This window comes from Ramlibacter aquaticus, assembly GCF_015159745.1.
GTDB classification, from domain to species: domain Bacteria; phylum Pseudomonadota; class Gammaproteobacteria; order Burkholderiales; family Burkholderiaceae_C; genus Ramlibacter; species Ramlibacter aquaticus.
This window is the reverse complement of sequence record NZ_JADDOJ010000071.1, coordinates 1-21,712: the sequence shown is the minus strand read 5'-3', so window position 1 is coordinate 21,712 and position 21,712 is coordinate 1. Positions and strand designations below refer to the sequence as shown.

Here is a 21,712-nt window from a genome sequence, read left to right as displayed (position 1 = left end):
GCGGGCGGGGTCGCGGTCATGTCTGTTCTTTCAGGGCCATCAGCATGGCGGAAGCGGCCGCCTGCTCGGCGGAGCGGCGCGAGGCGCCCAGGCCCCGGTGCGTGAGGCCCAGGTCGGGCACCTCGCACTCGACCTCGAAGGTCTGCTTGTGCGCGGCGCCCAGCGTCGCCACCACCCGGTACTGCGGCAGCTTCATCCTGCGCCCTTGCAGCCATTCCTGCAATTCGGTCTTGGCGTCCTTGGCCGCCTGGGCCATGGCGGGCTGGATCTCGACGTCGCTGAAGAGCCGGTGCACCACGGCTTCGGCGGCGGCGTAGCCGGCGTCCAGGTAGACCGCGCCGATCACGGCCTCCAGGGCGTCGGCCAGGATGGACGGGCGCTGGCTGCCGCCGGTGCGCAATTCGCCCTCGCCCAGCCGGATCACCTGCGGCAGGCCCAGGCGGGTCGCGATGCGGTGCAGCGGCTCCTGCTTGACCAGGCTGGCGCGGATCTTGGTGAGGTCGCCCTCGGGCAACTCACCCAGCCGCTCGTACAGCCAGGCCGAGACCGCCAGGTTCAGCACCGAGTCGCCCAGGAATTCCAGGCGCTCGTTGTGGTCCGACGAAAAGCTGCGGTGCGTCAGCGCCCGCGCCAGCAGGCGCGGGTCGGTGAAGGCATGCTGCAGGCGGCGCTGCAGTTCGACGACGGGGCCATCCACGCAGCGCTTACTTGCTCTTGCCAGCGTACTTGATGAGCAGGAAGGCCGGGCCGAACATGTGGATTTCCTTGTTGTAGGCAAAGCCCACCACCACGCGGTCGCCGTCCTTGCTGATGTCCAGGTCCTTGCCGGTGATGGACTTGATGTCGTCGATCTCGGCGGCCTTGTCGAAGATCTGCCGCACCTCGGCCACGGTGTTGCCGTCAGACGCCTTCTGCGCGGCCTTGGCGATGGCCTGGTACTCGATGACCGTGGGGAAGACCTGGGCGCCCAGCACGCCCAGGAACACCAGGGCCGCGACCACCACGACCAGGCCGAAGAAAGAGATACCCCGTTGACGCGCGCGCTGCTGAACCTGCATGTCCCGTCCTCCGTCCTTTGTCATTCGAATGAGCCGATGCGCTTGAGGCTGCTGAAATTCATCCAGATGAAGAAGGCCTTGCCGACGATGTTGCGGTCCGGCACGAAGCCCCAGTAGCGCGAATCGAGCGAATTATCGCGGTTGTCGCCCATCATGAAATACTGGCCCGGCGGCACCTTGCAGGTGACGCCTTCCACGGTGTAGCGGCAGTTGTCCTTGTTCGGGAAGTTCTCCACCCCCGGGATGAAGGCCGGGCGGTTGTCGTCGTTCAGGATGCGATGGCGGTGCTCGCCCAGCACCTCGCTGAACTGCTTGAAGTACGCCATGGACTCTTCGTCGAAGAAGTCCGGCACCGGGTCCTTGCTGACCGGCTTGCCGTTGATGAACAGGCGCTTGTTCAGGTAGGCCACCTCGTCGCCGGGCAGGCCAACCACGCGCTTGATGTAGTCCAGGCTGGGCTTGGGCGGGTAGCGGAACACCATCACGTCGCCGCGCTGCGGCGGCGTGCCTTCGGTGATCTTGGTGTTGATGACCGGCAGGCGGATGCCGTAGGTGAACTTGTTGACCAGGATCAGGTCGCCCACCAGCAGCGTGGGCACCATGGAGCCGGAGGGAATCTTGAAGGGCTCGAACAGGAAGGATCGCAGCACGAAGACGACCAGGATCACCGGGAACAGCCCGGCGGTCCAGTCCAGCCACCAGGGCTGCATCAGGATGCGCTGGCGTGCCTGCGACACGTCGCCGCCGTCGACCTGGCTGATGCCCTGGGCCTGCAGCTGGGCGCGGCGCGAGGCCGCCTCGGCCTCCAGCCGTGCCGCGGCTTCGCGCCGGCGCGGCAGGAACCAGAAGCGCTCGGCCAGCCAGTACAAGCCGGTGACCAGGGTCGCCAGGAAGAGCAGGAGCGCGAAATTGCCTTCGACAAGGCCGAAGTACCAGGCGCCGGCGTAACCGACGAAGGCGGCCAGGACCGCACCAGTGAGCAGGGGCATCATCGCGCGGTCAGTCTTCGACCTGGAGGATGGCGAGGAAGGCTTCCTGCGGGACTTCGACGGATCCGATCTGCTTCATGCGTTTCTTGCCTGCCTTTTGTTTTTCGAGAAGCTTGCGCTTGCGGGTGATGTCGCCGCCGTAGCATTTTGCCAGCACGTTCTTGCGCAGCGCCTTGACGGTTTCCCGGGCGATGATATTGGCGCCGATGGCGGCCTGGATGGCCACGTCGAACATCTGGCGGCTGATGATCTCGCGCATCTTGGCCACCACCGCGCGGGCCCGGTACGGGGCCTGGCTGCGGTGCACGATGATGGACAGCGCGTCGACCTTGTCGCCGTTGAGCAGGATGTCCACCTTCACCACGTCCGACGCCCGGTACTCCTTGAACTCGTAGTCCATGGAGGCGTAGCCGCGGCTGACCGACTTCAGCTTGTCGAAGAAGTCCAGCACGATCTCGCCCAGCGGCAACTCGTAGGTGAGCATCACCTGGCGGCCGTGGTAGGCCATGTTCAGCTGCAGGCCGCGTTTCTGGTTGGCCAGCGTCATCACCGGGCCCACGTACTCCTGCGGCATGTACAGGTGCACCGTGACGATGGGCTCGCGGATCTCCTGGATGCGGGCCTGCTCGGGCATCTTGGACGGGTTCTCGACCATGATGACCTCGCCGTCGCCCTGCACCACCTGATAGACCACCGACGGGGCGGTGGTGATCAGGTCCTGGTCGAATTCGCGCTCCAGGCGCTCCTGCACGATCTCCATGTGCAGCAGGCCCAGGAAGCCGCAGCGGAAGCCGAAGCCCAGCGCCTGGCTCACCTCGGGCTCGTAGTGCAGCGAGGCATCGTTGAGCTTCAGCTTCTCCAGCGCGTCGCGCAGGGAGTCGTACTGGTTGGCCTCCGTCGGGTAGAGGCCGGCGAAGACCTGCGGCTGGATCTCCTTGAAGCCCGGCAGCGGCTCGGTCGCCGTGAAGGCGGCGCCTCCGCTTCCGAGCTTGACCTGGGTGACCGTGTCGCCGACCTTGGCCGCCTGCAGCTCCTTGATGCCGGCGATGATGTAGCCCACCTCGCCGGCCCGCAGCGCCTCGCGCGGCTGGTTGGCCGGGGTGAACACGCCGAGCTGGTTGGCTTCGTAGGTGGCGTCGGCCGCCATCAGCTTGATGCGGTCGCCCTTGGCCAGCTGGCCGTCGACCACGCGCACCAGCATCACCACGCCGACGTAGCTGTCGAACCAGCTGTCGATGATCATGGCGCGCAGCGGGCCGTCGGGCTTGCCGCGCGGCGCCGGCACCTTGGCGACGATGGCCTCCAGGATCTCGTCGATGCCCATGCCGGTCTTGGCCGAGCACGGGATCGCGTCGCCGGCGTCGATGCCGATCACGTCCTCGATCTCCGCCTTCGCGTTGTCGGGATCCGCCTGCGGCAGGTCCATCTTGTTCAGGACCGGCAGCACCTCGACGCCGAGGTCCAGCGCGGTGTAGCAGTTGGCGACGGTCTGCGCTTCCACGCCCTGGCTCGCGTCCACCACCAGCAGCGCGCCTTCACAAGCCGAGAGCGATCGCGAGACCTCGTACGAGAAGTCGACGTGGCCCGGCGTGTCGATCAGATTGAGGTTGTAGACCTGTCCATCACGCGCCTTGTACTGGAGCGCCGCGGTCTGCGCCTTGATGGTTATCCCACGCTCTTTCTCGAGGTCCATCGAATCCAGAACTTGCTCTTCCATCTCGCGGTCGGAGAGCCCGCCGCAGCGCTGGATCAGGCGGTCGGCGAGCGTCGACTTGCCATGGTCGATGTGCGCGATGATGGAGAAGTTTCTGATGTGATTCATCAACGGGGCAACTTAAGTGGTTGATTCGAAAGCGCAGCACAAGAAAAAAGGGCGCGTCCTCGAGGGTGACGCGCCCTAAACCAACAATCTATGGCAACTGCGATAGTTGGAGCTTCATTGTAGGCAAAAAGCCCGGGGCGTACAGCCGCGCCGGGGGTGCCCAGCCCCGTTGCGGGTCAGCAACAGGACTTTTATACACAGCTTATCAACAATCGCGGAAGCCAAACGTTGGGACAACTTGTGGGCGATGTGTGGATCGCCGGTGGAGCACAGCCGCCCCTTCCGCATGGTGGTTCCTGACGGTCCCCTTATGCTTGGAAAACCCAAGGAAACGGGGCGATTCTATACAAAAACGTTCTTAGCTCGTCCTGAAGTGAGCGGCCGCAAACATTAACCTGCGGCCGGGGCCAGCCAAAAAAATTGGACGGCAGCGTCTGATTTCGGTCACCGCGGCCTGACTGCCGGGCTGAAACCCGACCTGCGGAGCGGGGCTTTGCAGCCCCGCGCCCGGCGGTGCCCGGGCCCGGGACTCAGCGTGCCGGCGGCCGGATCACCACGAAGGTGGCGAGCTCGCCGCGGCGCACCAGCGCCGGGATGGGACGGCTGCGGTCCAGGCGCGCCAGCACGGCGTCGAACTCCTTCACGCTTTGGACGTCCACGTTGCCCACCTGCAGGATCACGTCGCCTTCGCGGATGCCGGCGCGGGCGGCCGCGTCGGCCACCACCTCCACGCGCACGCCGCCTTTGAGCTTGAGCTGGCGCTTCTGGTCGGCGTTGAGGTCGCTCACCGTCAGGCCGATGGACTGCGCGGCCGGCGAGGCCTTGGGCTTTTCCTCCACCGGCTTGGGGGCCGGCGCCGGCTTGTCCGGCTCGACCTCGGCGACCGTGATCGGAACGTCGCGCGCCGCGCCCTTGCGGAACACGGTGAGCTGCGCGCGGCTGCCCGGCTTGGTGTTGCCCACGTAGCGCGGCAGGTCGGTGGCGCGCTCGATGGCCTTGCCGTCGAACTTGGTGATGATGTCGCCCGCCTCCAGGCCGGCCTTGTCAGCGGGGGAGCCGGACTCCACGCTGCGCACCAGGGCACCCAGCGGCTTGCCCAGCCCGATGGACTCGGCCACGTCCTTGGACACGCTGTCAATGGAGACGCCGATGCGGCCGCGGGACACCCGGCCGGCGGTGCGCAGCTGTTCGCTGACGCGTATCGCCTCGTCGATGGGGATCGCGAAGGAGATGCCCATGAAGCCGCCGGAGCGCGAATAGATCTGGCTGTTGATGCCCACCACCTCGCCGCGCATGTTGATCAGCGGGCCGCCGGAGTTGCCGGGGTTGATGGCGACGTCGGTCTGGATGAAGGGCAGGTATTCACCGGTGTCGCGCTGCTTGGCGCTGACGATGCCGGCCGTCACGGTGTTCTCCAGGCCGAAGGGCGAGCCGATGGCCATCACCCATTCGCCGACCTTGAGCTTGCTCACGTCGCCCACCTTGACCGCGGGCAGGCCGGTGGCCTCGATCTTCACCACGGCGACGTCGGTGCGCTTGTCGAAGCCGACGATGCGGGCCTTGAACTCGCGCTTGTCCGGCAGGGTCACGATGACCTGCTCGGCGTCCTCGACCACGTGCGCGTTGGTCATCACGTAGCCGTCGGCCGTCAGGATGAAGCCCGAGCCCAGGCCGCGCGGGCGTTCCTCGTCCTGCGGCCGGTTCGGCCGCTGCGGCGCCGGCTGCCGGGGCACGCCGGGCATGGGCTGGCCGAAGAAGCGACGGAAGAAGTCCTGCATCTCCTCGTCCATGTCGCTGCCGTCGGGGCCCTGGCGCGCCCGCTCGATGGTGCGGATGTTGACGACGGACGGCCCCACCTGCTCGACCAGGTCGGTGAAGTCGGGCAGCGCGCGGGCGGCGGTCTGGGCCTGGGCGGCCTGCACCGGCGCGAGGGCCGCGGTGCCGGCGCCGGCCACCAGGGCCAGCGCGACCAGCAGGGTGGCGGTCGGGGATGTCTTCGAGTTCTGCGTCATGGGCGTCGCGGCCTTTCGGGGGGGAGTGTGTCCTGGGCCCGATGAGCTCTCATCGGCGCCGCTCCAGATTTTGCGCAAAAGCGCGCAAGGTTGCCGGCGGCACCTCGCCCACCGCGGTCAGCCACCAGTTGCCCTGGATGCGCCGTGCCAGGCTCTGCGTCGCGCCATTGGCTGTCGCGCCCTCCTGGGCGTGGTGGTTCGCGTCGTAGGGCTCCAGGAAGAGCGAGACCGCGGCCAGGCCGTCCGAGAACACCCACTGCATGGTGCCCTCCGGCCCGGGCGCGCCGGCGACCGGGCGCTTGTAGCAGTTGAGCGGGTGGAAGCCGGGCACGGCCTCGTGCATCTGCCAGCCCTCGGCCTCGGGGCTGGTGCGGGTGACTTCGGACTTCTCCACGCGCCAGCCGTCGGTGGCGTGCATCATCTGGCTCAGCTTGTCGGCCCGCACGGGCGCGTCCAGCACCAGTTCGGAAAAGGCCGACTGCTCCAGCACGCTGCCGTCCTGGTCCAGGGTCTGCAGCTTGACCACCAGCCCGCTCTTGCGCTCGCTCCAGATGCGCAGCCCGTAACGCAGCGCGTCGCGCGGCTGCAGCTGCACCACGTCGGTCTCGAAGCCGGCGACGCGGTCGGCGCCGACGCGGCGCGCGGTGTAGAAATCGGGGACCGAGCCGCCCGGGCCCTTGATGAGGTTGGTGAACAGGCCCAGCGACTCGCGCCGTTCGGTGCGCACCACGTGCGCCTCGGGCAGGAAGGTCACGACCTGCTCGTTGCGCCGGAACACGGAGCGCGGCGCGCCCGTGAGCGATTCCACGCGCTCCACCTGCAGCTGGCCGTCCGCGGTATGCCAGATGCGGGCGCTGGACATGGCGCCGCCGTTGGTGGAGACCACGAAGGTGCCGATGTAGCTGCGCTGGCGGGAGGCATCGTGCATGCGCGGCAGCCATTCGGCGACGCCCCGCTCGCCGCCCGCGCCCGCCGCCGAGGCGGGCGGCGCGGCCGCCACCAGCGGGTGGCTCTGCGCCCAGGCCAGGGTGACGCCGCAGCCCAGGCCCAGGGCGAGCAGGCGGCGGGCCGGGACCATGCGCGGACCGAGCGGGCGGGCCATAGCCGTCAACGGCCCGCGGTGTCGTAGGTGGCGTTGCGCAGGAAGCCCTGCGGCGCTGCCGCACCCGCCATCTGCCGGTGCGCGGCGAGCAGCTCGTCCAGCCGCGCGTCGCGGATCACGGCGCCACGCTCCGTGCCCACCATGACGGTGGACGCGGGGGCGGACTGGGCGAGTTCGGCGCCACGGGGGGCCGCGGCCGGCGCGCCCGCCACGCTCCAGGCCACAGCGCCCACCGCGGCCAGTGAGGCGAAGCCGGCCACCAGCTTCCAGCGGAAGCTGCCGTCGTTGGCGGCTTCGCGCGCTGCGACGGCCACGGGCGGCTGCAGCACGGCCACCTCCTCGGCGGGGAAGGGCCGCTCGTTCGCGAGCCGCTCCTGCAGGCGGGCGAGGAAACGGTCCGGCGGCGCGGTCGCCGCCAGATCGGCGGCGCGAAGCACGTCGCCGATCAGGTGGTAGTCCTGCCAGGCCTGCTGGGCCTGGGCATCGCCGGCGAGGGCCAGCCCTTGCGCCAGCGCCTCGCCGCGCAGCTCGCCGTCCGCCAGCGCGGACATCCATTCACGCTTGTTTTTGGAATCCATCACGTCACCCCGTCTACCATCGCTTGCCTGACTGGTTTTCCAGCAGGGGCCTGACCTTCGCCGATATCGCCTCGCGCGCCCGGAAGATCCGCGAGCGCACCGTACCGATCGGACAATCCATCACTTCCGCGATCTCTTCGTAGCTCAGGCCCTCGATTTCGCGCAGGGTCACGGCCTGCCGCAGTTCCTCGGGAAGGGCCTCCATGGCCGAGTTCACGGTGGCGGCAATTTCCTTGGCGGCCAGCACCGTTTCCGGCGTTTCCGCGGAAGTTAGTTCGTTCTCCACGGAGGAAGTTTCATCCTCCTCGTCGGAGCCGCCACGCAGGGCGGTTTCGGACACCAGGGGATCCCGCCTGAGGTCCACCAGCGCCTTCTTGGCCGTGTTCACCGCGATACGGTACAGCCAGGTGTAGAACTGTGCCTCGCCCCGGAACTGGGCCAGCGCCCGGTAGGCCCGGATGAAGGTTTCCTGGGCGATGTCTTCCACCAGGTCGGTGTCACGCACCATGCGGCCGACCAGGCGCTCGATCCGGCGCTGGTACTTGAGCACGAGCAGCCCGAAGGCGCGCTGGTCGCCCGCCAGCGTCCGCTCCACCAGCATCAGGTCGGTTTCGGCAGTCGCAGGGGCGGCGGGCGGCGGGGCTTTCGTCATGTTTCCGCCGGCCCGGAAGGCTCATCCGGGGGCGCGTCGGGTCTGGCGCGGGAATATACCGCACGCCGCAGCCCATGCCAGTGGGAAGGGTCGCTGTCCCGCTCGGGCCAGAGCCAGGCGGTGCCGCCAGCGGCGCGTCGGCAGCGCAGCACCAGCAGGCGCTGCAGGTCAGCCACGGCGTCCACGGCCGCGAGCGCCTGCCCATCCAGCAGCCAGCCCTCGCCGTCCCACTGCAGGCGCCGGCCGGGCGTGCGCCACCAGCCGGCCAGGGCCAGCGCCGCGGTGGCCAGGGCCAGCACGGCCGCCGCCAGCAGCGCGGCCGGGCCGGGGTCGGCCCGCAACGCCCAGCCGATCAGCCCCGCGGCCGCGGCGGCGCAGGCGGCCAGGATCAGCAGGCCCTCGAAACGCGAACGCCCCACCGGATAGATGACCGATGGGGCGCCGTGCATGGAAGGACCGTGCGGTCGCTCAGGGGGCGCGCTTGAAGACCAGGGTGCCGTTGGTGCCACCGAAGCCGAAGTTGTTCTTCAGCGCGTAGTCGATCTTCATGTCCCGCGCGGTGTTGGCGCAGTAGTCCAGGTCGCACTCGGGGTCCTGGTTGAAGATGTTGGTGGTGGGCGGGCTCTTCTGGTGGTGCACGGCCAGCACCGTGAACACCGACTCGATGCCGCCCGCGCCGCCCAGCAGGTGGCCGGTCATGGACTTGGTCGAGTTGACGACCATGCGCTTGGCGGCATCGCCGAAGGCGGCCTTGATCGCGTTGGTCTCGTTCAGGTCGCCCAGCGGCGTGGACGTGCCATGCGCGTTCAGGTACTGGACCTGGTCGGCGTTGACGCCAGCGTTGCGCAGCGCGCCCAGCATGGAGCGGCGCGGGCCGTCGATGTCGGGCGCGGTCATGTGGAAGGCGTCGCCGCTCATGCCGAAGCCGGCGAGCTCGGCGTAGATCTTCGCGCCGCGCTTCTTCGCGTGCTCGTACTCCTCGAGCACCATCACGCCGCCGCCCTCGCCCAGCACGAAGCCGTCGCGGTCCTTGTCCCAGGGTCGGGACGCGGTCTGCGGGTCGTCGTTGCGGGTGGACAGGGCGCGCGCGGCCGCGAAGCCGCCGATGCCCAGGGGCGAGATCGCCGCCTCGGCGCCGCCCGCGACCATCACGTCGGCATCACCCGACTCGATCAGGCGCGCCGACAGGCCGATGGCATGCAGGCCGGTGGTGCAGGCGGTGACCACGGCGATGTTGGGGCCCTTGAAGCCGCACTTGATCGACAGGTGGCCGGAGATCATGTTGATGATCGAGGCCGGCACGAAGAAGGGCGACACGCGGCGCGGGCCGCGGTTGACCAGCTCGGCGTGCGTCTCCTCGATCATCGGCAGGCCGCCGATGCCGGCGCCCACGTTGCAGCCGATGCGCGTGGCCATTTCGCCGTCCAGCGCATCGCCGGTCGGCAGGCCCGCATCCTTCACGGCCTGCAGCGCGGCCGCCAGACCGAGATGGATGAAGCGGTCCATGTGGCGGGCTTCCTTCTCGGGGATGTAGTCCCCGATGTTGAAGCCCTTCACCTCACCGGCGAACCGCACCGCGAAATTCGACGCGTCGAAATGCGTGACGGGGGCGATGCCGCTCTTGCCGGCGAGCAGGTTTTCCCAGGATTCGGCCACGGTGTTGCCCACGGGGCTGACGCACCCGAGGCCGGTGACCACGACACGACGACGCTGCATCCCGATTACGACTTCTGGTGGTTGTTCGCGTAGTCGATGGCGTTCTGCACCGTGGTGATCTTCTCGGCGTCTTCGTCCGGGATCTCGATGCCGAACTCGTCCTCGAGCGCCATCACCAGTTCCACCGTGTCAAGGGAGTCCGCGCCGAGGTCGGCCACGAAAGACTTTTCGTTGGTGACCTGGGACTCTTCGACGCCGAGCTGCTCGGCGATGATTTTCTTGACGCGTGCTTCGATATCGCTCATGGTTCCCTCAGAGGGTTGTGAATGAATAATCCGCGATTTTAAGGCCCCGGCGGTCCGGGGCCCCTTTTGTCGCGATTCCGGCGGAATGGACGGCAGGTTCGGCCGGATCAGGCCATGAACATGCCGCCGTTGACGTGGATCTCCTGGCCGGTCACGTAGGCTGCCTGTGGCGAGGCCAGGAACGCGACCGCGTGGGCGATGTCGGCCGGCTTGCCCAGGTGGCCCAGGGGGATCTGGCCCAGCAGCGCCTTCTGCTGCTCTTCCGGCAGGCTGGCCGTCATGTCGGTCTCGATGAAGCCGGGCGCGACGCAGTTCACGGTGATGCCGCGGCTGCCGAGTTCGCGGGCCAGCGCGCGGGTCATGCCCGCCACGCCGGCCTTGGCCGCGGCGTAGTTCGCCTGGCCGGGGTTGCCGGAGGCGCCCACCACGGAGGTGATGCTGACGATGCGGCCGTAGCGCTGCTTCATCATGGTCCGCATCACGGCGCGGCTCATGCGGAAGACGGCCTTGAGGTTGGTGTCCAGCACCGCGTCCCAGTCCTCGTCCTTCAGGCGCATGGCCAGCATGTCGCGGGTGATGCCGGCGTTGTTCACCAGCACGTGCAGGCCGCCGTGCTCCTTGGTGATCGCATCGACCAGGGCCTCGGCGGCGGCGGCGTCGTTGACGTCCAGCTTCGCACCGCGGCAGGCCCCATGCCCGGCCAGGGCCTGGGTGATCTTCTCGGCGCCCTCGTCGGTGGTCGCCGTGCCGATGACCTTCAGGCCCTTTTGCGCCAGTTCCAGCGCGATGGCCGCGCCGATGCCGCGCGAGGCGCCCGTGACCAGGGCGACCTGGCCTTCGAAATGGACTTGTGTCATAGCGCCCCCTTCACCTCGGCCAGCGTGGCCGGGTCGTACATCGCCAGGCCGGTGAGCTCCGGCGAGATGCGCTTGGCGAGGCCGGCCAGCACCCTGCCCGGGCCGCACTCCACCAGGGTGGACACGCCACGGGCCTGCATGGCCCGCACGCACTCCACCCAGCGCACCGGGCCGAAGGACTGCAGGTACAGGGCCTGGCGGATGCGGTCGGGATCGGTCTCGACGGCGACCTCGATGTTGTTGATCACCGGGATCGCCGGCGCGGCGATGGCCGTGCTGGCCAGGCGCTCCTTGAGGCGCTCGGCGGCCGGCTTCATCAGCGAGGAGTGGAAGGGCGCGGACACCGGCAGCGGCAGCGCGCGCTTGGCGCCGGCGGCCTTCAGGGCCTCGCAGGCCTTCTCGACGGCGGCCTTGCTGCCGGCGATCACGGTCTGCGCCGGGTCGTTGAAGTTCGCGGCCTCCACCACCTCGGTGGTGTTGGTGCCGAAGCTGCGCTGCACCTCGGCGCAGACCTCGATCACCCGTGCGGCTTCCAGGCCCAGGATGGCAGCCATGGCGCCCGCGCCGACCGGCACGGCCTCCTGCATGGCCTGGGCGCGGAAGCGCACCAGCGGGGCGGCCTGCGCCAGGGTGAGCGCGCCGGCGGCCACCAGGGCGGAATACTCGCCCAGGGAATGGCCGGCGACCACCGCGGGCGCGGCGCCGCCTTCGGCACGCCACGCGCGCCAGGCGGCGATCGCCGCGACCAGCATCACCGGCTGGGTGTTGGTGGTCAGCGCAAGCGCTTCCTTGGGGCCTTCGTGGATCAGGCGGGCGATGTCCTCGCCCAGGGCCTCGGAGGCTTCGGCCAGCGTGGCGCGGACCTCGGGGTGGTCACCCCAGGCGTCCAGCATGCCCACCGACTGCGAGCCCTGGCCGGGAAAGACGAATGCGAAGGGTTTCATGGTCTTTGCGTGCGGTTTTCTTGTTCTTCTCAGAAATCGAGCAGCACCGCGCCCCAGGTGAAGCCGCCGCCCACGCCCTCGAGCATCAGCGTGTCGCCGCGCTGGACCTGGCCCGAGCGCACCGCGGCGTCCAGCGCCAGCGGGATCGAGGCGGCCGAGGTGTTGCCGTGCCGGTCCACCGTGACCACCACCTTGTCCAGCGGCAGCTTCAGCCGCTTGGCCGTGCCCTGCATGATGCGGATGTTGGCCTGGTGCGGGATCAGCCAGTCGATGTCGGCGGCCGTGCGGCCCGCCTTCTCCAGCGTCGCGCGGGCCGCCTCTTCCAGCACGCCCACGGCGAGCTTGAAGACGGCCTGGCCGTCCATCTTGAGCAGGGGGTCGCCCAGCACCTGCCCGCCGGACACGGTGCCCGGCACGCACAGGATGCCCACGTGGCGGCCGTCCGCGTGCAGGTCGGTGGCCAGGATGCCGGGGGTGTCCGACGCTTCCAGCACCACGGCGCCGGCGCCGTCGCCGAACAGCACGCAGGTGGTGCGGTCCTTGAAGTCGAGGATGCGCGAGAAGACCTCGGCGCCCACCACCAGCGCGCGGGTCGCGCTGCCGGTGCGGATCATCGCGTCGGCCACGGTGAGCGCATACACGAAGCCGCTGCACACGGCCTGCACGTCGAAGGCGGGGCAGCCCACGATGCCCAGCTTGGCCTGCATGATGCAGGCGGCCGAGGGGAAGACCATGTCCGGCGTGGACGTGGCGACGATGATCAGGTCGATCTGCTCCGGCTTCACGCCGGCGGCTTCCATGGCGGCCCGGGCCGCGTGCGCGCCCAGGTCGCTGGTGCACACGCCTTCGTCGGCGAAGTGGCGCGAACGGATGCCCGTGCGCTCGACGATCCATTCGTCGGAGGTTTCGATGCCGCCAGCGGCCAGTTGCTCGGCCAGGTCCTGGTTGCTCAGGCGGCGCGGCGGCAGGTAGCTGCCGGTGCCGGCGATGCGGGAGTAGCGTGTCATCAGGGTGCGACCGCGACGGCACCGCCGGTGTCCGCCCCGCTCTCGAGCAGGGGCCTGGCGTGGGCGATGCGCGCCTGCACACGGTCGAGCAGGTTGTTCCGGGCCGCATCATACGCCCGGGCCAGCGCCTGCTCGAAGGCGAAGGCGTCGGCCGAACCGTGGCTCTTGAAGACCAGGCCGCGCAGCCCGAGCAGGGCGGCGCCGTTGTAGCGGCGGTGGTCCACGCGGCGGCGGAAGGCCGACAGCACCGGGTAGGCCGCGAGCGCGGCCAGCCGGGTGAAGATGCTGCGCGAGAACTCTTCCTTCAGGAAGCCGCCGATCATGGAGGCCAGGCCCTCGCTGGTCTTGAGCGCGATGTTGCCGACGAAGCCGTCGCAGACCACGATGTCGGTGGTGCCCTTGAAGATGTCGTTGCCCTCCACGTTGCCGTGGAAGTTCAGGTCGCCGGCGGCGGCGGCGGAGCGCAGCAGCTCGCCCGCCTTCTTGATCACCTCGCTGCCCTTGATCACTTCCTCGCCGATGTTGAGCAGGCCCACCGTGGGCGATTCCACGCCCTTGAGCGCGGACACCAGGGCCGAGCCCATGACGGCGAACTGCAGCAGGTGCTGCTCGGTGCAGTCGACGTTGGCGCCCAGGTCCAGCACGGTGGTGGCGCCGCCGCGGGCGTTGGGCATGGGGTAGGCGATGGCCGGGCGGTCGATGCCGTCCACGGTCTTGAGCAGGTAGCGCGCCAGCGCCATCAGGGCGCCGGTGTTGCCGGCGGACACGGCCGCCTGGGCCGCGCCGTCCTTGACCTGCTGGATCGCCACCCGCATGGACGAATCCTTCTTGCGGCGCAGCGCGACCTCGACCGGGTCGTCCATGGCCACCACCTCGGTGGCGGGCACCACGGTGGCGCGGGGGTGGGAGAAGCCCTTGAGCGCGTCGGGCACGCCCACCAGGATGAGGCGAGCCTCGGGCTCACGGTCCAGAAAGCTGCGGCAGGCGGCCAAGGTGACCCGGGGGCCATGGTCGCCCCCCATGCAGTCGACAGCAAGAGTCGTCATGGACGCAACTGTAGCGGGACAAAAGAAAGGCCCGTGCTGCGGCGCAGCCGGGCCTGGTCAACCAACGGCGTGAGACGCAGGTGCGTCAGGCTTCGTTCTTGGTCTTGAGCACCTTGCGGCCACGGTAGAAGCCGGTCGGGCTGATGTGGTGGCGCAGGTGGGTCTCGCCGGTGGTCGGCTCGACCGCGATGCCCGGCACGTTCAGGGCGTTGTGCGAACGGTGCATGCCGCGCTTGGAAGGCGACTTCTTGTTTTGCTGGACGGCCATGGTGAGGGCTCCTGGAACTGAGGTGCTTGGCAGCCACCGGCAAGGGGCGCCGCAACAAAAAATGGGGTGGAATCAACGGATCGCGGCAGTCTGCACATGCCCCAGGGGCACACCAGACGCTCGCCCGCGAATTACCGCGAAGCCCGCAATCATAGCACAGGCCGGCCGGGCAGGCCAGCTCAGCCCTCGCCGCCCGGCTTGAGCTTGCCCAGCTGGGCGAACGGGTTCTTGCGCGGCTCGGCCTCGGCGGCCTCGAATCCCGGGTCCGCCACCTCCAGGCTGACGGGCGGGCAGGTCTCGTGGCGGGGCGCGATCGGCAGGGCCATCAGCAGCTCGTCTTCCACCAGCGCGGGCAGGTCGAAGGCCCGGCTGGTGACCAGGACGTCCTCCTCGGATTCGTCGTCCAGCGCGGCGGCGGCCGCTTCGTCGTCCACGAACAGAAAATCACGGTCCACCGCCACCGGCAGCTCCACCGGCTGCAGGCAGCGCTGGCAGGTGAGCGCCAGCCGGGCATGGGCCTGCAGGTGCATGCGGATCTCGGGCTGGACGTGGCGCGGGTTGCGCAGTTCGCCCTCGGCCTGCCAGGCCACCGGGGCATCGGCGCCGCGGCCCTGGGTTTCGGCCAGCAGGCGTTCGAAGGCCGACAGCGGCGTGCTGCCGTCCAGCCGGGCGCCCTCCTCGGCGAAGCGGCGTACATCGAGGCGGTCGGGGACGAAGGCGCGGGACATGGCGGGCAGTGTAAGAGAATCCCCGCATGCCGAACTCCCCTGGAAACAGCCCTGCCCGCCCCGTGGTGCTGGGCTCGAGCTCACCCTACCGGCGCGAACTGATGGGCCGGCTTCGCATCCCCTTCGAGGTCGAGGTGCCGGACGTGGACGAAACCCCCCGGTCGGGCGAGACCCCGCGCGACCTGGCGCTGCGGCTGGCCCTGGCCAAGGCTCGGGTGGTGGCGCAGCGCCGGCCCGGCGCGGTGGTGATCGGCTCCGACCAGGTGGCCGACCTGGACGGCGAGCCGCTGGGCAAGCCCGGCACGCACGAGCGCGCCACCGCGCAGCTGCGCCGCATGCGCGGGCGCACCGTGGTGTTCCAGACGGCGCTGGCTGTCGCCTGCGCCGAGACCGGCTTCGAGCAGGCCGACATCGCCCCGGTGCGCGTCACCTTCCGCGACCTGTCGGACCGGGAGATCGAAACCTACCTGCGGGCGGAAACGCCCTACGACTGCGCCGGCAGCGCGCGCAGCGAGGGCCTGGGCATCGCCTTGCTGGAGGCGATCGAGAGCGACGACCCCACGGCCCTGGTGGGCCTGCCCCTGATCCGCACCTGCCGGCTGCTGCGCGCCGCCGGCCTCATGCTTCCATGACGGCGCCGCGCGGCCGGCTGCTGCTGGTGCCCACGCCGCTGGATTTCGGCTGCCGCGTGCAGGCGCCGCTGGAGCGGGTGTTGCCGGCCGCCACCCTGGCCGCGGCGGCCGCCACCACCCACTGGATCTGCGAGAACGCGAAGTCCGCGCGCGCCTTCCTCAAGCGCGTGGGCGAGACGCACCCCCTGGCGGCGCCGCTGCAGGCGCAGGCCATCGCCGAGCTGCCGCGCGAGGTGCACAAGAAGGGCGACCACGCGGTCGCCTTCGACGCCCGGCCCCTGCTGGCGGCGGCGCTGCAGGGCCAGGACATCGGGCTGTTGAGCGAGGCGGGGATGCCGGCCGTGGCGGACCCGGGGTCCTCGGTGGTGCGCGCGGCGCACGACCTGGGGCTGGAGGTCGTGCCCCTGGTGGGGCCGGTGTCGCTGCTGCTGGCGCTGGCCGCCAGCGGGCTGAACGGCCAGGGTTTCGCCTTCCAGGGCTACCTGCCGCAGCAGGCGGACGAGCGGGACAAGCGCATCCGCGAGCTGGAGGCGCTGGCGCTGCGCCTGGGCCAGAGCCAGCTGGTGATCGAGACGCCCTACCGCAACCTGGCGCTGTGGGGCAGCCTGGTGAAGGTGCTGCAGCCCGGCACGCGCCTGGCCGTGGCCAGCGGGCTCACCCTGGACGAGGCCCGGGTGAGCAGCCGCGCCGTGGCGGGCTGGCGCGAGGCACCCGCACCCGTGCAGAACGACCTGCCGGCCGTGTTCCTCTTCGGCCGCTGAAGCCGGCTTGGCCGTCGCGCACGCGGCGGCCGCACGCCCGGCCGGGGTCCGGCCGGCGCCGTCCTCAGTGCACCGCCGGCAGGGTGCGCAGGGCCTTCACGGCGCCCTCGCCCATGGCGGCGCCGAACTTCTTGGCCAGGCGCTCGGCCACGTTCTCGTGCCGCGTGTAGTCCACCAGGTCCTCGGCCTTCACCACCTCGCGGGCGACGTAATCCAGGTTGCCCAGCTGGTCGGCCAGGCCCAGGTCGATCGCCTGCTGGCCGGTCCAGAACAGGCCGCTGAACAGCTCCGGCGTCTCCTTCAGGCGCTTGCCACGGCCGGCCTTGACGGCGGCGATGAACTGCTGGTGGATCTGGTCCAGCATGGTCTGGGCAAAGGCGCGCTGGCGGTCGGTCTGCGGGCTGAACGGGTCGAGGAAGCCCTTGTTCTCGCCGGCGGTCAGCAGGCGCCGCTCGATCCCCAGCTTGTCCATCAGGCCGGTGAAGCCGAAGCCGTCCATCAGCACGCCGATGCTGCCCACGATGCTGGCCTTGTCGACGAAGATCTTGTCGGTGGCGGCGGCGATGTAGTAGGCCGCGGAGGCGCAGGACTCCTCCACCACGGCATAGATCGGCTTGTTGTACTTCTTACGCAGGCGGCGGATCTCGTCGTTGATGATGCCGGCCTGCACCGGGCTGCCGCCGGGCGAGTTGATCAGCAGCACCAGGGCCTGCGAACCCGTGTCCTCCAGGGCCGCGCGCATCGCGCCGACGACGGCGTCGGCACTGGCGTCGCCGCCCGAGGCGATCTCGCCCTTGATCTCGATCACCGCGGTGTGCGGCGAGGACTTGTCGGCCGAGGGCGTGCCACGCTGCAGCAGCACGAAGGCCATGACGATGAAGAACACCAGCCACGCCAGCCGCATGCCGTTGCGCCAGCGGCGCGCGGCGCGCTGTTCGTCCAGCGTGCGCAGGACCAGCTTCTCCAGCGTGGCCCGCTCCCAGGTACCGTCGGGGCCGCGGCCGTCGCCGGGCGGGGGAGAGAGGGGCTCGTTCATCGTCGTTGTCTTGGGGTCGCGGTGCTCAGAACACCACGGGTTTCAGGTTCCAGGCAGTATGCCAGCGCACCCGTCCCTCCTGCTCGGACAGGGCGATCTTCACCAGGCCGCCGCGGCAGGGGCCGCCCGCGCACGCGCCGGTGTCGGGCCGGTAGACCGCGCCATGGGTCGCGCACAGCAGCCACTGGCCGCTGTCGTCGAAGAAGCGGTTGGGCTGCCAGTCCATTTCCATGGCCACGTGGGCGCAGCGGTTGAGATAGGCATGCACCCGGCCCTGCCAGCGCACCGCGAACGCGCGGCAGGTCGCGCCGCCGTAGACCACGTCGAAATCGACCGCCAGGCCGCCCTCGGCGAGGTCCTCGGCGCGGCACAGGTCGACGGCTTCGCCGCCGTCTTCGGTGGGGTTGCCGGGCTCCAGCATGCGGCCTCCTTCAGGCGTTCTCCAGCAGCCAGCGGTGCAGCTCGGGCACCGAGTGCGCCACGTACAGGGGTGCGAGCGACGCGAACTCGCCGGGGTCGTGCGCGCCGTAGCTCACGCCCACGGCCGGGCAGCCCGCGTTCACCGCCATCTGCAGGTCGTGGGTGGTGTCGCCGATCATCAGCGTGCGCGCCGGCTCGGCACCGAACTCGCGCATCAGCTCCTCCAGCATGCGCGGATGCGGCTTGCCGGCGGTCTCGTCGGCCGTGCGGGAGCCGTCGAACAGGGCGCCCAGCTGCGAGGACTGCAGCACGTCGTCCAGGCCCCGGCGCGACTTGCCCGTGGCCACCGCCAGCCAGTGGTGGCGGGCCCGCAGGTCCTGCAGCAGGGGCAGCACGCCCTCGAAGAGGCTGAGGTCGTCCTGGTGGGCCTGGTAGTGCACCCGGTAGCGCGTGCCCAGCTCGGGGTATTTCTCGCGCGGCACGTCGGGCGCGGCGTGGGCCAGGGCCTCCATCAGCCCCATGCCGATCACGTAGGCCGCGGCCTCGTCGCTCGGCATGCGGCCCCCCACATCGACCACGGCGCGCTGTATGCAGCGCACGATGATGGCGGTGGAATCGAACAGGGTGCCGTCCCAGTCGAAGGCGATCAGGTCGAAGCGGCGGGGTCGGGCAGGCATTGCGTCAGGAATCCGGCAAGGTCGGGCGGCAGCGGCGCTTGGAGCGCGATGCGCTCGCCGCTGGCGGGGTGATCGAACTGTAAACGCCAGGCGTGCAGGAACATGCGCTTCAGGCCGTCCTTCTGCAGGGCCTTGTTGAGCTCGAAGTCGCCGTACTTGTCGTCGCCGGCGATGGGGTGGCCGTTCGCCGCCAAGTGGACGCGGATCTGGTGCGTGCGGCCGGTCTTGATCGTGACCTCCAGCAGCGAGAAGCGCTCGTTGCGGCGCGCCACCTTCACCAGGGTGATGGAGCGCTGGCCCTCGGGGTCGTCCTTGGCCACCACCTTGACCCGGCGCTCGCCGTCGGCCTGCAGGTACTTGTGCAGCGGCAGGTCGATGACCTTGCGGTTGGCGGGCCAGGCGCCCACGGCCAGCGCCAGGTAGGTCTTGCCGGTCTCGCGCTCGCGGAACTGGTCCTGCAGCCGGGTCAGGGCGGAGCGCCGCTTGGCCACCAGCAGGATGCCCGAGGTCTCGCGGTCCAGCCGGTGCACCAGCTCCAGCATCTTCGCCTGGGGCCGGGCCTGCCTCAGCTGCTCGATGACGCCGAAGCTCACCCCGCTGCCGCCGTGCACCGCCACGCCCGCCGGCTTGTCGATCGCCAGCAGGTGCTCATCCTCGAAGAGCACCGGGAATTCACGCGCCGGGGCCGGCCGGGCATCGGGCGCCGGGGTGGCCGTGCGCACCGGCGGCACCCGCACCACGTCGCCGGCCTCGACCCGGGTGTCGGCCTGGGCGCGGCCCTTGTTCACCCGCACCTCGCCGGAGCGGATGATGCGGTAGACATGGGTCTTGGGCACGCCCTTGAGGCTGCGGATGAGGAAGTTGTCGAGCCGCTGGCCGGCCGATTCCTCTCCCACTTCCAGGCGCTGCACCTGGGCGCTTGCAGGCGCCGGGCCGCCCCCTATAATCCTGTTCACTGGCGTCGCGCTGTAAGTGGTTGATTTGGCTGGAGTTTAGTCCACCCTCTGCCACCGGCCCCGCCAGCAGGTCGATGCCAGCGCAGGCTGTGCCCGCAGATCGAACGGTCCCCATGGCCGTCGGTGGCGAGCCCCAGGGTGCGTGAAGCCGGCTCCTTGAACCCGAACGGAATAAAAGTCCGCCAGCCCCTGGGCTTGCGGACGGATCGAAGCGAGAAGCAACAGTGCTGTTGGCGATCATCCTGGCTTGCTGGCGGTGGCTCATGGCCACTGCAGGCGCCATGGCGCCGCCACGCGTGCGCCGTCGGCGCACGCCACGCAACCACCCCGAAGCGTTGCCGGTGACCGGCCGCGCCGGGGCGCCACCCCTCGCCCCCTTCCAAGTGCCCCGGCCTCGCCTGCTGAGCTAGAAGCTCGCCTCGCGTCGCATCCGGCAATTCCTCCGTCTCAAGGCGCCGTCCCGGCATCGTGCGACCCCTCGCGGGTCCGTGATGTTTGAGAACAAGAAGGTGACGCGATGAAGCGGATGCTGATCAACGCCACGCAGGCTGAAGAACGCCGGCTGGCCATCGTCGATGGACAAAAGCTCCTCGACTACGAAATCGAAATCGAAGGGCGCGAACAGCGCAAGGGCAACATCTACAAGGCCGTCGTCACGCGCGTCGAGCCCAGCCTGGAAGCCTGCTTCGTGGACTACGGCGAGGACCGCCACGGCTTCCTGCCCTTCAAGGAAATCTCCAAGACCTACTTCCAGCAGGGCGTCGCCGTCTCGCAGGCGCGCATCAACGACGTCATCCGGGAGGGCCAGGAACTGCTGGTCCAGGTCGAGAAGGAAGAGCGCGGCAACAAGGGCGCGGCCCTGACCACCTTCATCTCGCTGGCCGGGCGCTACGTGGTGCTCATGCCCAACAACCCGCGCGGCGGCGGCGTCAGCCGGCGCATCGAGGGCGACGACCGGGCCGAGCTCAAGGAGGCCATGGACCAGCTGGAGTACCCCAACGGCATGTCCATCATCGCGCGCACGGCCGGCATCGGCCGCAGCGCGCCCGAGCTGCAGTGGGACCTGAACTACCTGCTCAAGCTGTGGAACGCGATCGACGGCGCGGCCAAGGGCGGCAAGGGCGCCTTCCTGATCTACCAGGAATCCAGCCTGGTGATCCGCGCGATCCGCGACTACTTCAACGGCGACATCGGTGACATCCTCATCGATACCGACGACATCTACGACCAGGCCCAGCAGTTCATGTCGCACGTGATGCCGGAGCATGCCGCCAAGGTCAAGCGCTACCGCGACGACGCGCCGCTGTTCAGCCGCTTCCAGATCGAGCACCAGATCGAGTCGGCCTACGCCCGCGAGGTCAAGCTGCCCTCCGGCGGCGTCATCGTCATCGACCACACCGAAGCGCTGGTCTCCATCGACGTCAACTCGGCCCGCGCCATCAAGGGCGGCGACATCGAGGAAACCGCCACCCGCACCAACCTGGAAGCCGCCGACGAGGTGGCGCGCCAGATGCGCCTGCGCGACCTGGGCGGCCTGATCGTCATCGACTTCATCGACATGGAGGAGTCGCGCAACCGCCGCGAGGTGGAAAACCGCCTGCGCGACGCCCTGCGCCAGGACCGCGCCCGCGTGCAGTTCGGCACCATCAGCAAGTTCGGCCTGATGGAGATGAGCCGCCAGCGCCTGCGCCCGGCCCTGTCGGAAGGCGCGTCCATCCCCTGCCCGCGCTGCGGCGGCCACGGCCACATCCGTGACACCGAAAGCTCGGCGCTGCAGATCCTGCGCATCATCCAGGAAGAGTCGATGAAGGACGGCACCGCCGCCGTGCACGTGCAGGTGCCGGTGGAGGTCGCCTCCTTCCTGCTGAACGAGAAGCGCACCGAGATCGCCAAGATCGAGCTCAAGCAGCGCATCGGGGTCATCATGATCCCCAACAAGACGCTGGACACGCCGCACTACAAGCTGGAGCGCCTGAAGCACGACGACCCGCGCCTGGACAACCTGCAGGCGAGCTACGCCATGGCCGAGGAGGTCGAGGACCCGACCACGGTGACGCGCCGTTCGCAGGAGCGCACCAACAAGCAGGAGCCCGTGATCAAGGGCGTGCTGCCGGACGCGCCCGCGCCCATCGCGCCGCCCAAGCCCGAGCCGGTGAAGCCCGCGCCCGCCGTGCAGCCGGCCGCGAAGGCCGCCCCGGCACCCGCG

The 21,712-nt window shown here is 69.6% G+C and carries 24 protein-coding genes; 3 read left to right on the top strand and 21 right to left on the bottom strand.

Annotated features, from left to right (window positions below):
• Positions 1-16: 16 nt before the first annotated feature.
• From rnc to IM725_RS15305, 17 genes are all read right to left on the bottom strand, one after another.
• Positions 17-697 (bottom strand): ribonuclease III, encoded by a 681-nt coding sequence (gene rnc / locus IM725_RS15385; protein WP_193781522.1) that lies wholly within the window; start codon positions 695-697, stop codon positions 17-19.
• 7 nt (positions 698-704) lie between these two features.
• Positions 705-1,058, bottom strand: coding sequence for a DUF4845 domain-containing protein (locus tag IM725_RS15380; RefSeq protein ID WP_193781521.1), 354 nt, complete (start codon positions 1,056-1,058; stop codon positions 705-707).
• Between the two features lie 20 nt (positions 1,059-1,078).
• On the bottom strand, positions 1,079-2,047 hold the full coding sequence (lepB, locus tag IM725_RS15375; RefSeq protein ID WP_193781520.1) for a signal peptidase I: 969 nt from the start codon (positions 2,045-2,047) through the stop codon (positions 1,079-1,081).
• 10 nt (positions 2,048-2,057) lie between these two features.
• On the bottom strand, positions 2,058-3,869 hold the full coding sequence (gene lepA, locus IM725_RS15370) for a translation elongation factor 4 (RefSeq protein WP_193781519.1): 1,812 nt from the start codon (positions 3,867-3,869) through the stop codon (positions 2,058-2,060).
• Between the two features lie 530 nt (positions 3,870-4,399).
• On the bottom strand, positions 4,400-5,881 hold the full coding sequence (locus tag IM725_RS15365; RefSeq protein WP_193781518.1) for a DegQ family serine endoprotease: 1,482 nt from the start codon (positions 5,879-5,881) through the stop codon (positions 4,400-4,402).
• A 49-nt stretch (positions 5,882-5,930) separates the two neighbouring features.
• The gene (locus IM725_RS15360) at positions 5,931-6,959 is read right to left on the bottom strand and encodes a MucB/RseB C-terminal domain-containing protein (protein WP_227753848.1); all 1,029 of its coding nucleotides are present in this window, start codon (positions 6,957-6,959) and stop codon (positions 5,931-5,933) included.
• A gap of 29 nt (positions 6,960-6,988) precedes the next feature.
• Positions 6,989-7,561, bottom strand: a complete 573-nt coding sequence (locus tag IM725_RS15355) for a sigma-E factor negative regulatory protein (RefSeq protein ID WP_193781516.1) — start codon at positions 7,559-7,561, stop codon at positions 6,989-6,991.
• Between the two features lie 13 nt (positions 7,562-7,574).
• Positions 7,575-8,213 carry an RNA polymerase sigma factor RpoE gene (rpoE, locus tag IM725_RS15350; protein ID WP_193781515.1) on the bottom strand — a complete coding sequence of 213 codons (639 nt, stop codon included), beginning with the start codon at positions 8,211-8,213 and terminating at the stop codon, positions 7,575-7,577.
• A complete protein-coding gene (locus tag IM725_RS15345) occupies positions 8,210-8,662 on the bottom strand; it encodes a hypothetical protein (RefSeq protein ID WP_193781514.1) in 453 nt (150 codons plus the stop codon). The genes rpoE and IM725_RS15345 overlap by 4 nt, the downstream gene beginning before the upstream one ends.
• A 19-nt stretch (positions 8,663-8,681) precedes the next feature.
• Complete coding sequence (fabF, locus tag IM725_RS15340) at positions 8,682-9,929, bottom strand: beta-ketoacyl-ACP synthase II (RefSeq protein WP_193781513.1); 1,248 nt, start codon at positions 9,927-9,929, stop codon at positions 8,682-8,684.
• 5 nt (positions 9,930-9,934) lie between these two features.
• Entirely contained in the window at positions 9,935-10,174 is a 240-nt protein-coding gene (gene acpP / locus IM725_RS15335; protein WP_193781512.1) for an acyl carrier protein, read from the bottom strand.
• Positions 10,175-10,281: 107 nt separating this feature from the next.
• Positions 10,282-11,031 carry a 3-oxoacyl-ACP reductase FabG gene (fabG, locus tag IM725_RS15330; protein ID WP_193781511.1) on the bottom strand — a complete coding sequence of 250 codons (750 nt, stop codon included), beginning with the start codon at positions 11,029-11,031 and terminating at the stop codon, positions 10,282-10,284.
• Positions 11,028-11,975: an ACP S-malonyltransferase gene (fabD, locus tag IM725_RS15325; protein WP_193781510.1), complete on the bottom strand. Its 948-nt coding sequence runs from the start codon at positions 11,973-11,975 to the stop codon at positions 11,028-11,030. Before fabD ends, fabG begins: the two co-directional genes overlap by 4 nt.
• A gap of 29 nt (positions 11,976-12,004) precedes the next feature.
• The gene (locus IM725_RS15320; RefSeq protein WP_193781509.1) at positions 12,005-12,982 is read right to left on the bottom strand and encodes a beta-ketoacyl-ACP synthase III; all 978 of its coding nucleotides are present in this window, start codon (positions 12,980-12,982) and stop codon (positions 12,005-12,007) included.
• Entirely contained in the window at positions 12,982-14,028 is a 1,047-nt protein-coding gene (plsX, locus tag IM725_RS15315; protein ID WP_193781508.1) for a phosphate acyltransferase PlsX, read from the bottom strand. Before plsX ends, IM725_RS15320 begins: the two co-directional genes overlap by 1 nt.
• Positions 14,029-14,113: 85 nt before the next feature.
• Entirely contained in the window at positions 14,114-14,296 is a 183-nt protein-coding gene (gene rpmF, locus IM725_RS15310; RefSeq protein ID WP_061496223.1) for a 50S ribosomal protein L32, read from the bottom strand.
• Positions 14,297-14,475: 179 nt separating this feature from the next.
• On the bottom strand, positions 14,476-15,024 hold the full coding sequence (locus IM725_RS15305; protein ID WP_193781507.1) for a YceD family protein: 549 nt from the start codon (positions 15,022-15,024) through the stop codon (positions 14,476-14,478).
• A gap of 26 nt (positions 15,025-15,050) precedes the next feature.
• On the opposite strand from IM725_RS15305, the gene IM725_RS15300 reads away from it, so the two are divergent.
• Both IM725_RS15300 and IM725_RS15295 read left to right on the top strand, forming a co-directional pair.
• Complete coding sequence (locus IM725_RS15300) at positions 15,051-15,656, top strand: Maf family nucleotide pyrophosphatase (RefSeq protein ID WP_193781506.1); 606 nt, start codon at positions 15,051-15,053, stop codon at positions 15,654-15,656.
• Positions 15,653-16,417 (top strand): SAM-dependent methyltransferase, encoded by a 765-nt coding sequence (locus IM725_RS15295; RefSeq protein ID WP_193781505.1) that lies wholly within the window; start codon positions 15,653-15,655, stop codon positions 16,415-16,417. Before IM725_RS15300 ends, IM725_RS15295 begins: the two co-directional genes overlap by 4 nt.
• 64 nt (positions 16,418-16,481) lie before the next feature.
• On the opposite strand, the gene IM725_RS15290 is transcribed toward IM725_RS15295, so the two are convergent.
• The 4 genes from IM725_RS15290 to IM725_RS15275 are packed head-to-tail and all read right to left on the bottom strand — an operon-like array spanning position 16,482 to position 19,506.
• The gene (locus tag IM725_RS15290) at positions 16,482-17,453 is read right to left on the bottom strand and encodes a S49 family peptidase (protein ID WP_193781504.1); all 972 of its coding nucleotides are present in this window, start codon (positions 17,451-17,453) and stop codon (positions 16,482-16,484) included.
• A 25-nt stretch (positions 17,454-17,478) separates the two neighbouring features.
• Positions 17,479-17,874: a Rieske (2Fe-2S) protein gene (locus IM725_RS15285; protein WP_193781503.1), complete on the bottom strand. Its 396-nt coding sequence runs from the start codon at positions 17,872-17,874 to the stop codon at positions 17,479-17,481.
• Positions 17,875-17,884: 10 nt separating this feature from the next.
• Entirely contained in the window at positions 17,885-18,550 is a 666-nt protein-coding gene (locus tag IM725_RS15280) for an HAD family hydrolase (protein ID WP_193781502.1), read from the bottom strand.
• A complete protein-coding gene (locus tag IM725_RS15275; protein WP_193781501.1) occupies positions 18,520-19,506 on the bottom strand; it encodes an RluA family pseudouridine synthase in 987 nt (328 codons plus the stop codon). Before IM725_RS15275 ends, IM725_RS15280 begins: the two co-directional genes overlap by 31 nt.
• 517 nt (positions 19,507-20,023) lie before the next feature.
• On the opposite strand from IM725_RS15275, the gene IM725_RS15270 reads away from it, so the two are divergent.
• On the top strand, positions 20,024-21,712 hold a 1,689-nt coding region (locus IM725_RS15270; protein WP_193781500.1), incomplete at its 3' end, for an Rne/Rng family ribonuclease.

Coding starts and splice junctions, on each gene's coding strand:
- IM725_RS15380 (WP_193781521.1), bottom strand. CDS start 1,058: ATGCAGGTTCAGCAGCGCGCGCGTCAACGGGGTATCTCTTTCTTCGGC.
- lepB (WP_193781520.1), bottom strand. CDS start 2,047: ATGCCCCTGCTCACTGGTGCGGTCCTGGCCGCCTTCGTCGGTTACGCC.
- lepA (WP_193781519.1), bottom strand. CDS start 3,869: ATGAATCACATCAGAAACTTCTCCATCATCGCGCACATCGACCATGGC.
- IM725_RS15365 (WP_193781518.1), bottom strand. CDS start 5,881: ATGACGCAGAACTCGAAGACATCCCCGACCGCCACCCTGCTGGTCGCG.
- IM725_RS15360 (WP_227753848.1), bottom strand. CDS start 6,959: ATGGTCCCGGCCCGCCGCCTGCTCGCCCTGGGCCTGGGCTGCGGCGTC.
- IM725_RS15355 (WP_193781516.1), bottom strand. CDS start 7,561: ATGGATTCCAAAAACAAGCGTGAATGGATGTCCGCGCTGGCGGACGGC.
- rpoE (WP_193781515.1), bottom strand. CDS start 8,213: ATGACGAAAGCCCCGCCGCCCGCCGCCCCTGCGACTGCCGAAACCGAC.
- IM725_RS15345 (WP_193781514.1), bottom strand. CDS start 8,662: ATGCACGGCGCCCCATCGGTCATCTATCCGGTGGGGCGTTCGCGTTTC.
- fabF (WP_193781513.1), bottom strand. CDS start 9,929: ATGCAGCGTCGTCGTGTCGTGGTCACCGGCCTCGGGTGCGTCAGCCCC.
- acpP (WP_193781512.1), bottom strand. CDS start 10,174: ATGAGCGATATCGAAGCACGCGTCAAGAAAATCATCGCCGAGCAGCTC.
- fabG (WP_193781511.1), bottom strand. CDS start 11,031: ATGACACAAGTCCATTTCGAAGGCCAGGTCGCCCTGGTCACGGGCGCC.
- fabD (WP_193781510.1), bottom strand. CDS start 11,975: ATGAAACCCTTCGCATTCGTCTTTCCCGGCCAGGGCTCGCAGTCGGTG.
- IM725_RS15320 (WP_193781509.1), bottom strand. CDS start 12,982: ATGACACGCTACTCCCGCATCGCCGGCACCGGCAGCTACCTGCCGCCG.
- plsX (WP_193781508.1), bottom strand. CDS start 14,028: ATGACGACTCTTGCTGTCGACTGCATGGGGGGCGACCATGGCCCCCGG.
- rpmF (WP_061496223.1), bottom strand. CDS start 14,296: ATGGCCGTCCAGCAAAACAAGAAGTCGCCTTCCAAGCGCGGCATGCAC.
- IM725_RS15305 (WP_193781507.1), bottom strand. CDS start 15,024: ATGTCCCGCGCCTTCGTCCCCGACCGCCTCGATGTACGCCGCTTCGCC.
- IM725_RS15300 (WP_193781506.1), top strand. CDS start 15,051: ATGCCGAACTCCCCTGGAAACAGCCCTGCCCGCCCCGTGGTGCTGGGC.
- IM725_RS15295 (WP_193781505.1), top strand. CDS start 15,653: ATGACGGCGCCGCGCGGCCGGCTGCTGCTGGTGCCCACGCCGCTGGAT.
- IM725_RS15290 (WP_193781504.1), bottom strand. CDS start 17,453: ATGAACGAGCCCCTCTCTCCCCCGCCCGGCGACGGCCGCGGCCCCGAC.
- IM725_RS15285 (WP_193781503.1), bottom strand. CDS start 17,874: ATGCTGGAGCCCGGCAACCCCACCGAAGACGGCGGCGAAGCCGTCGAC.
- IM725_RS15280 (WP_193781502.1), bottom strand. CDS start 18,550: ATGCCTGCCCGACCCCGCCGCTTCGACCTGATCGCCTTCGACTGGGAC.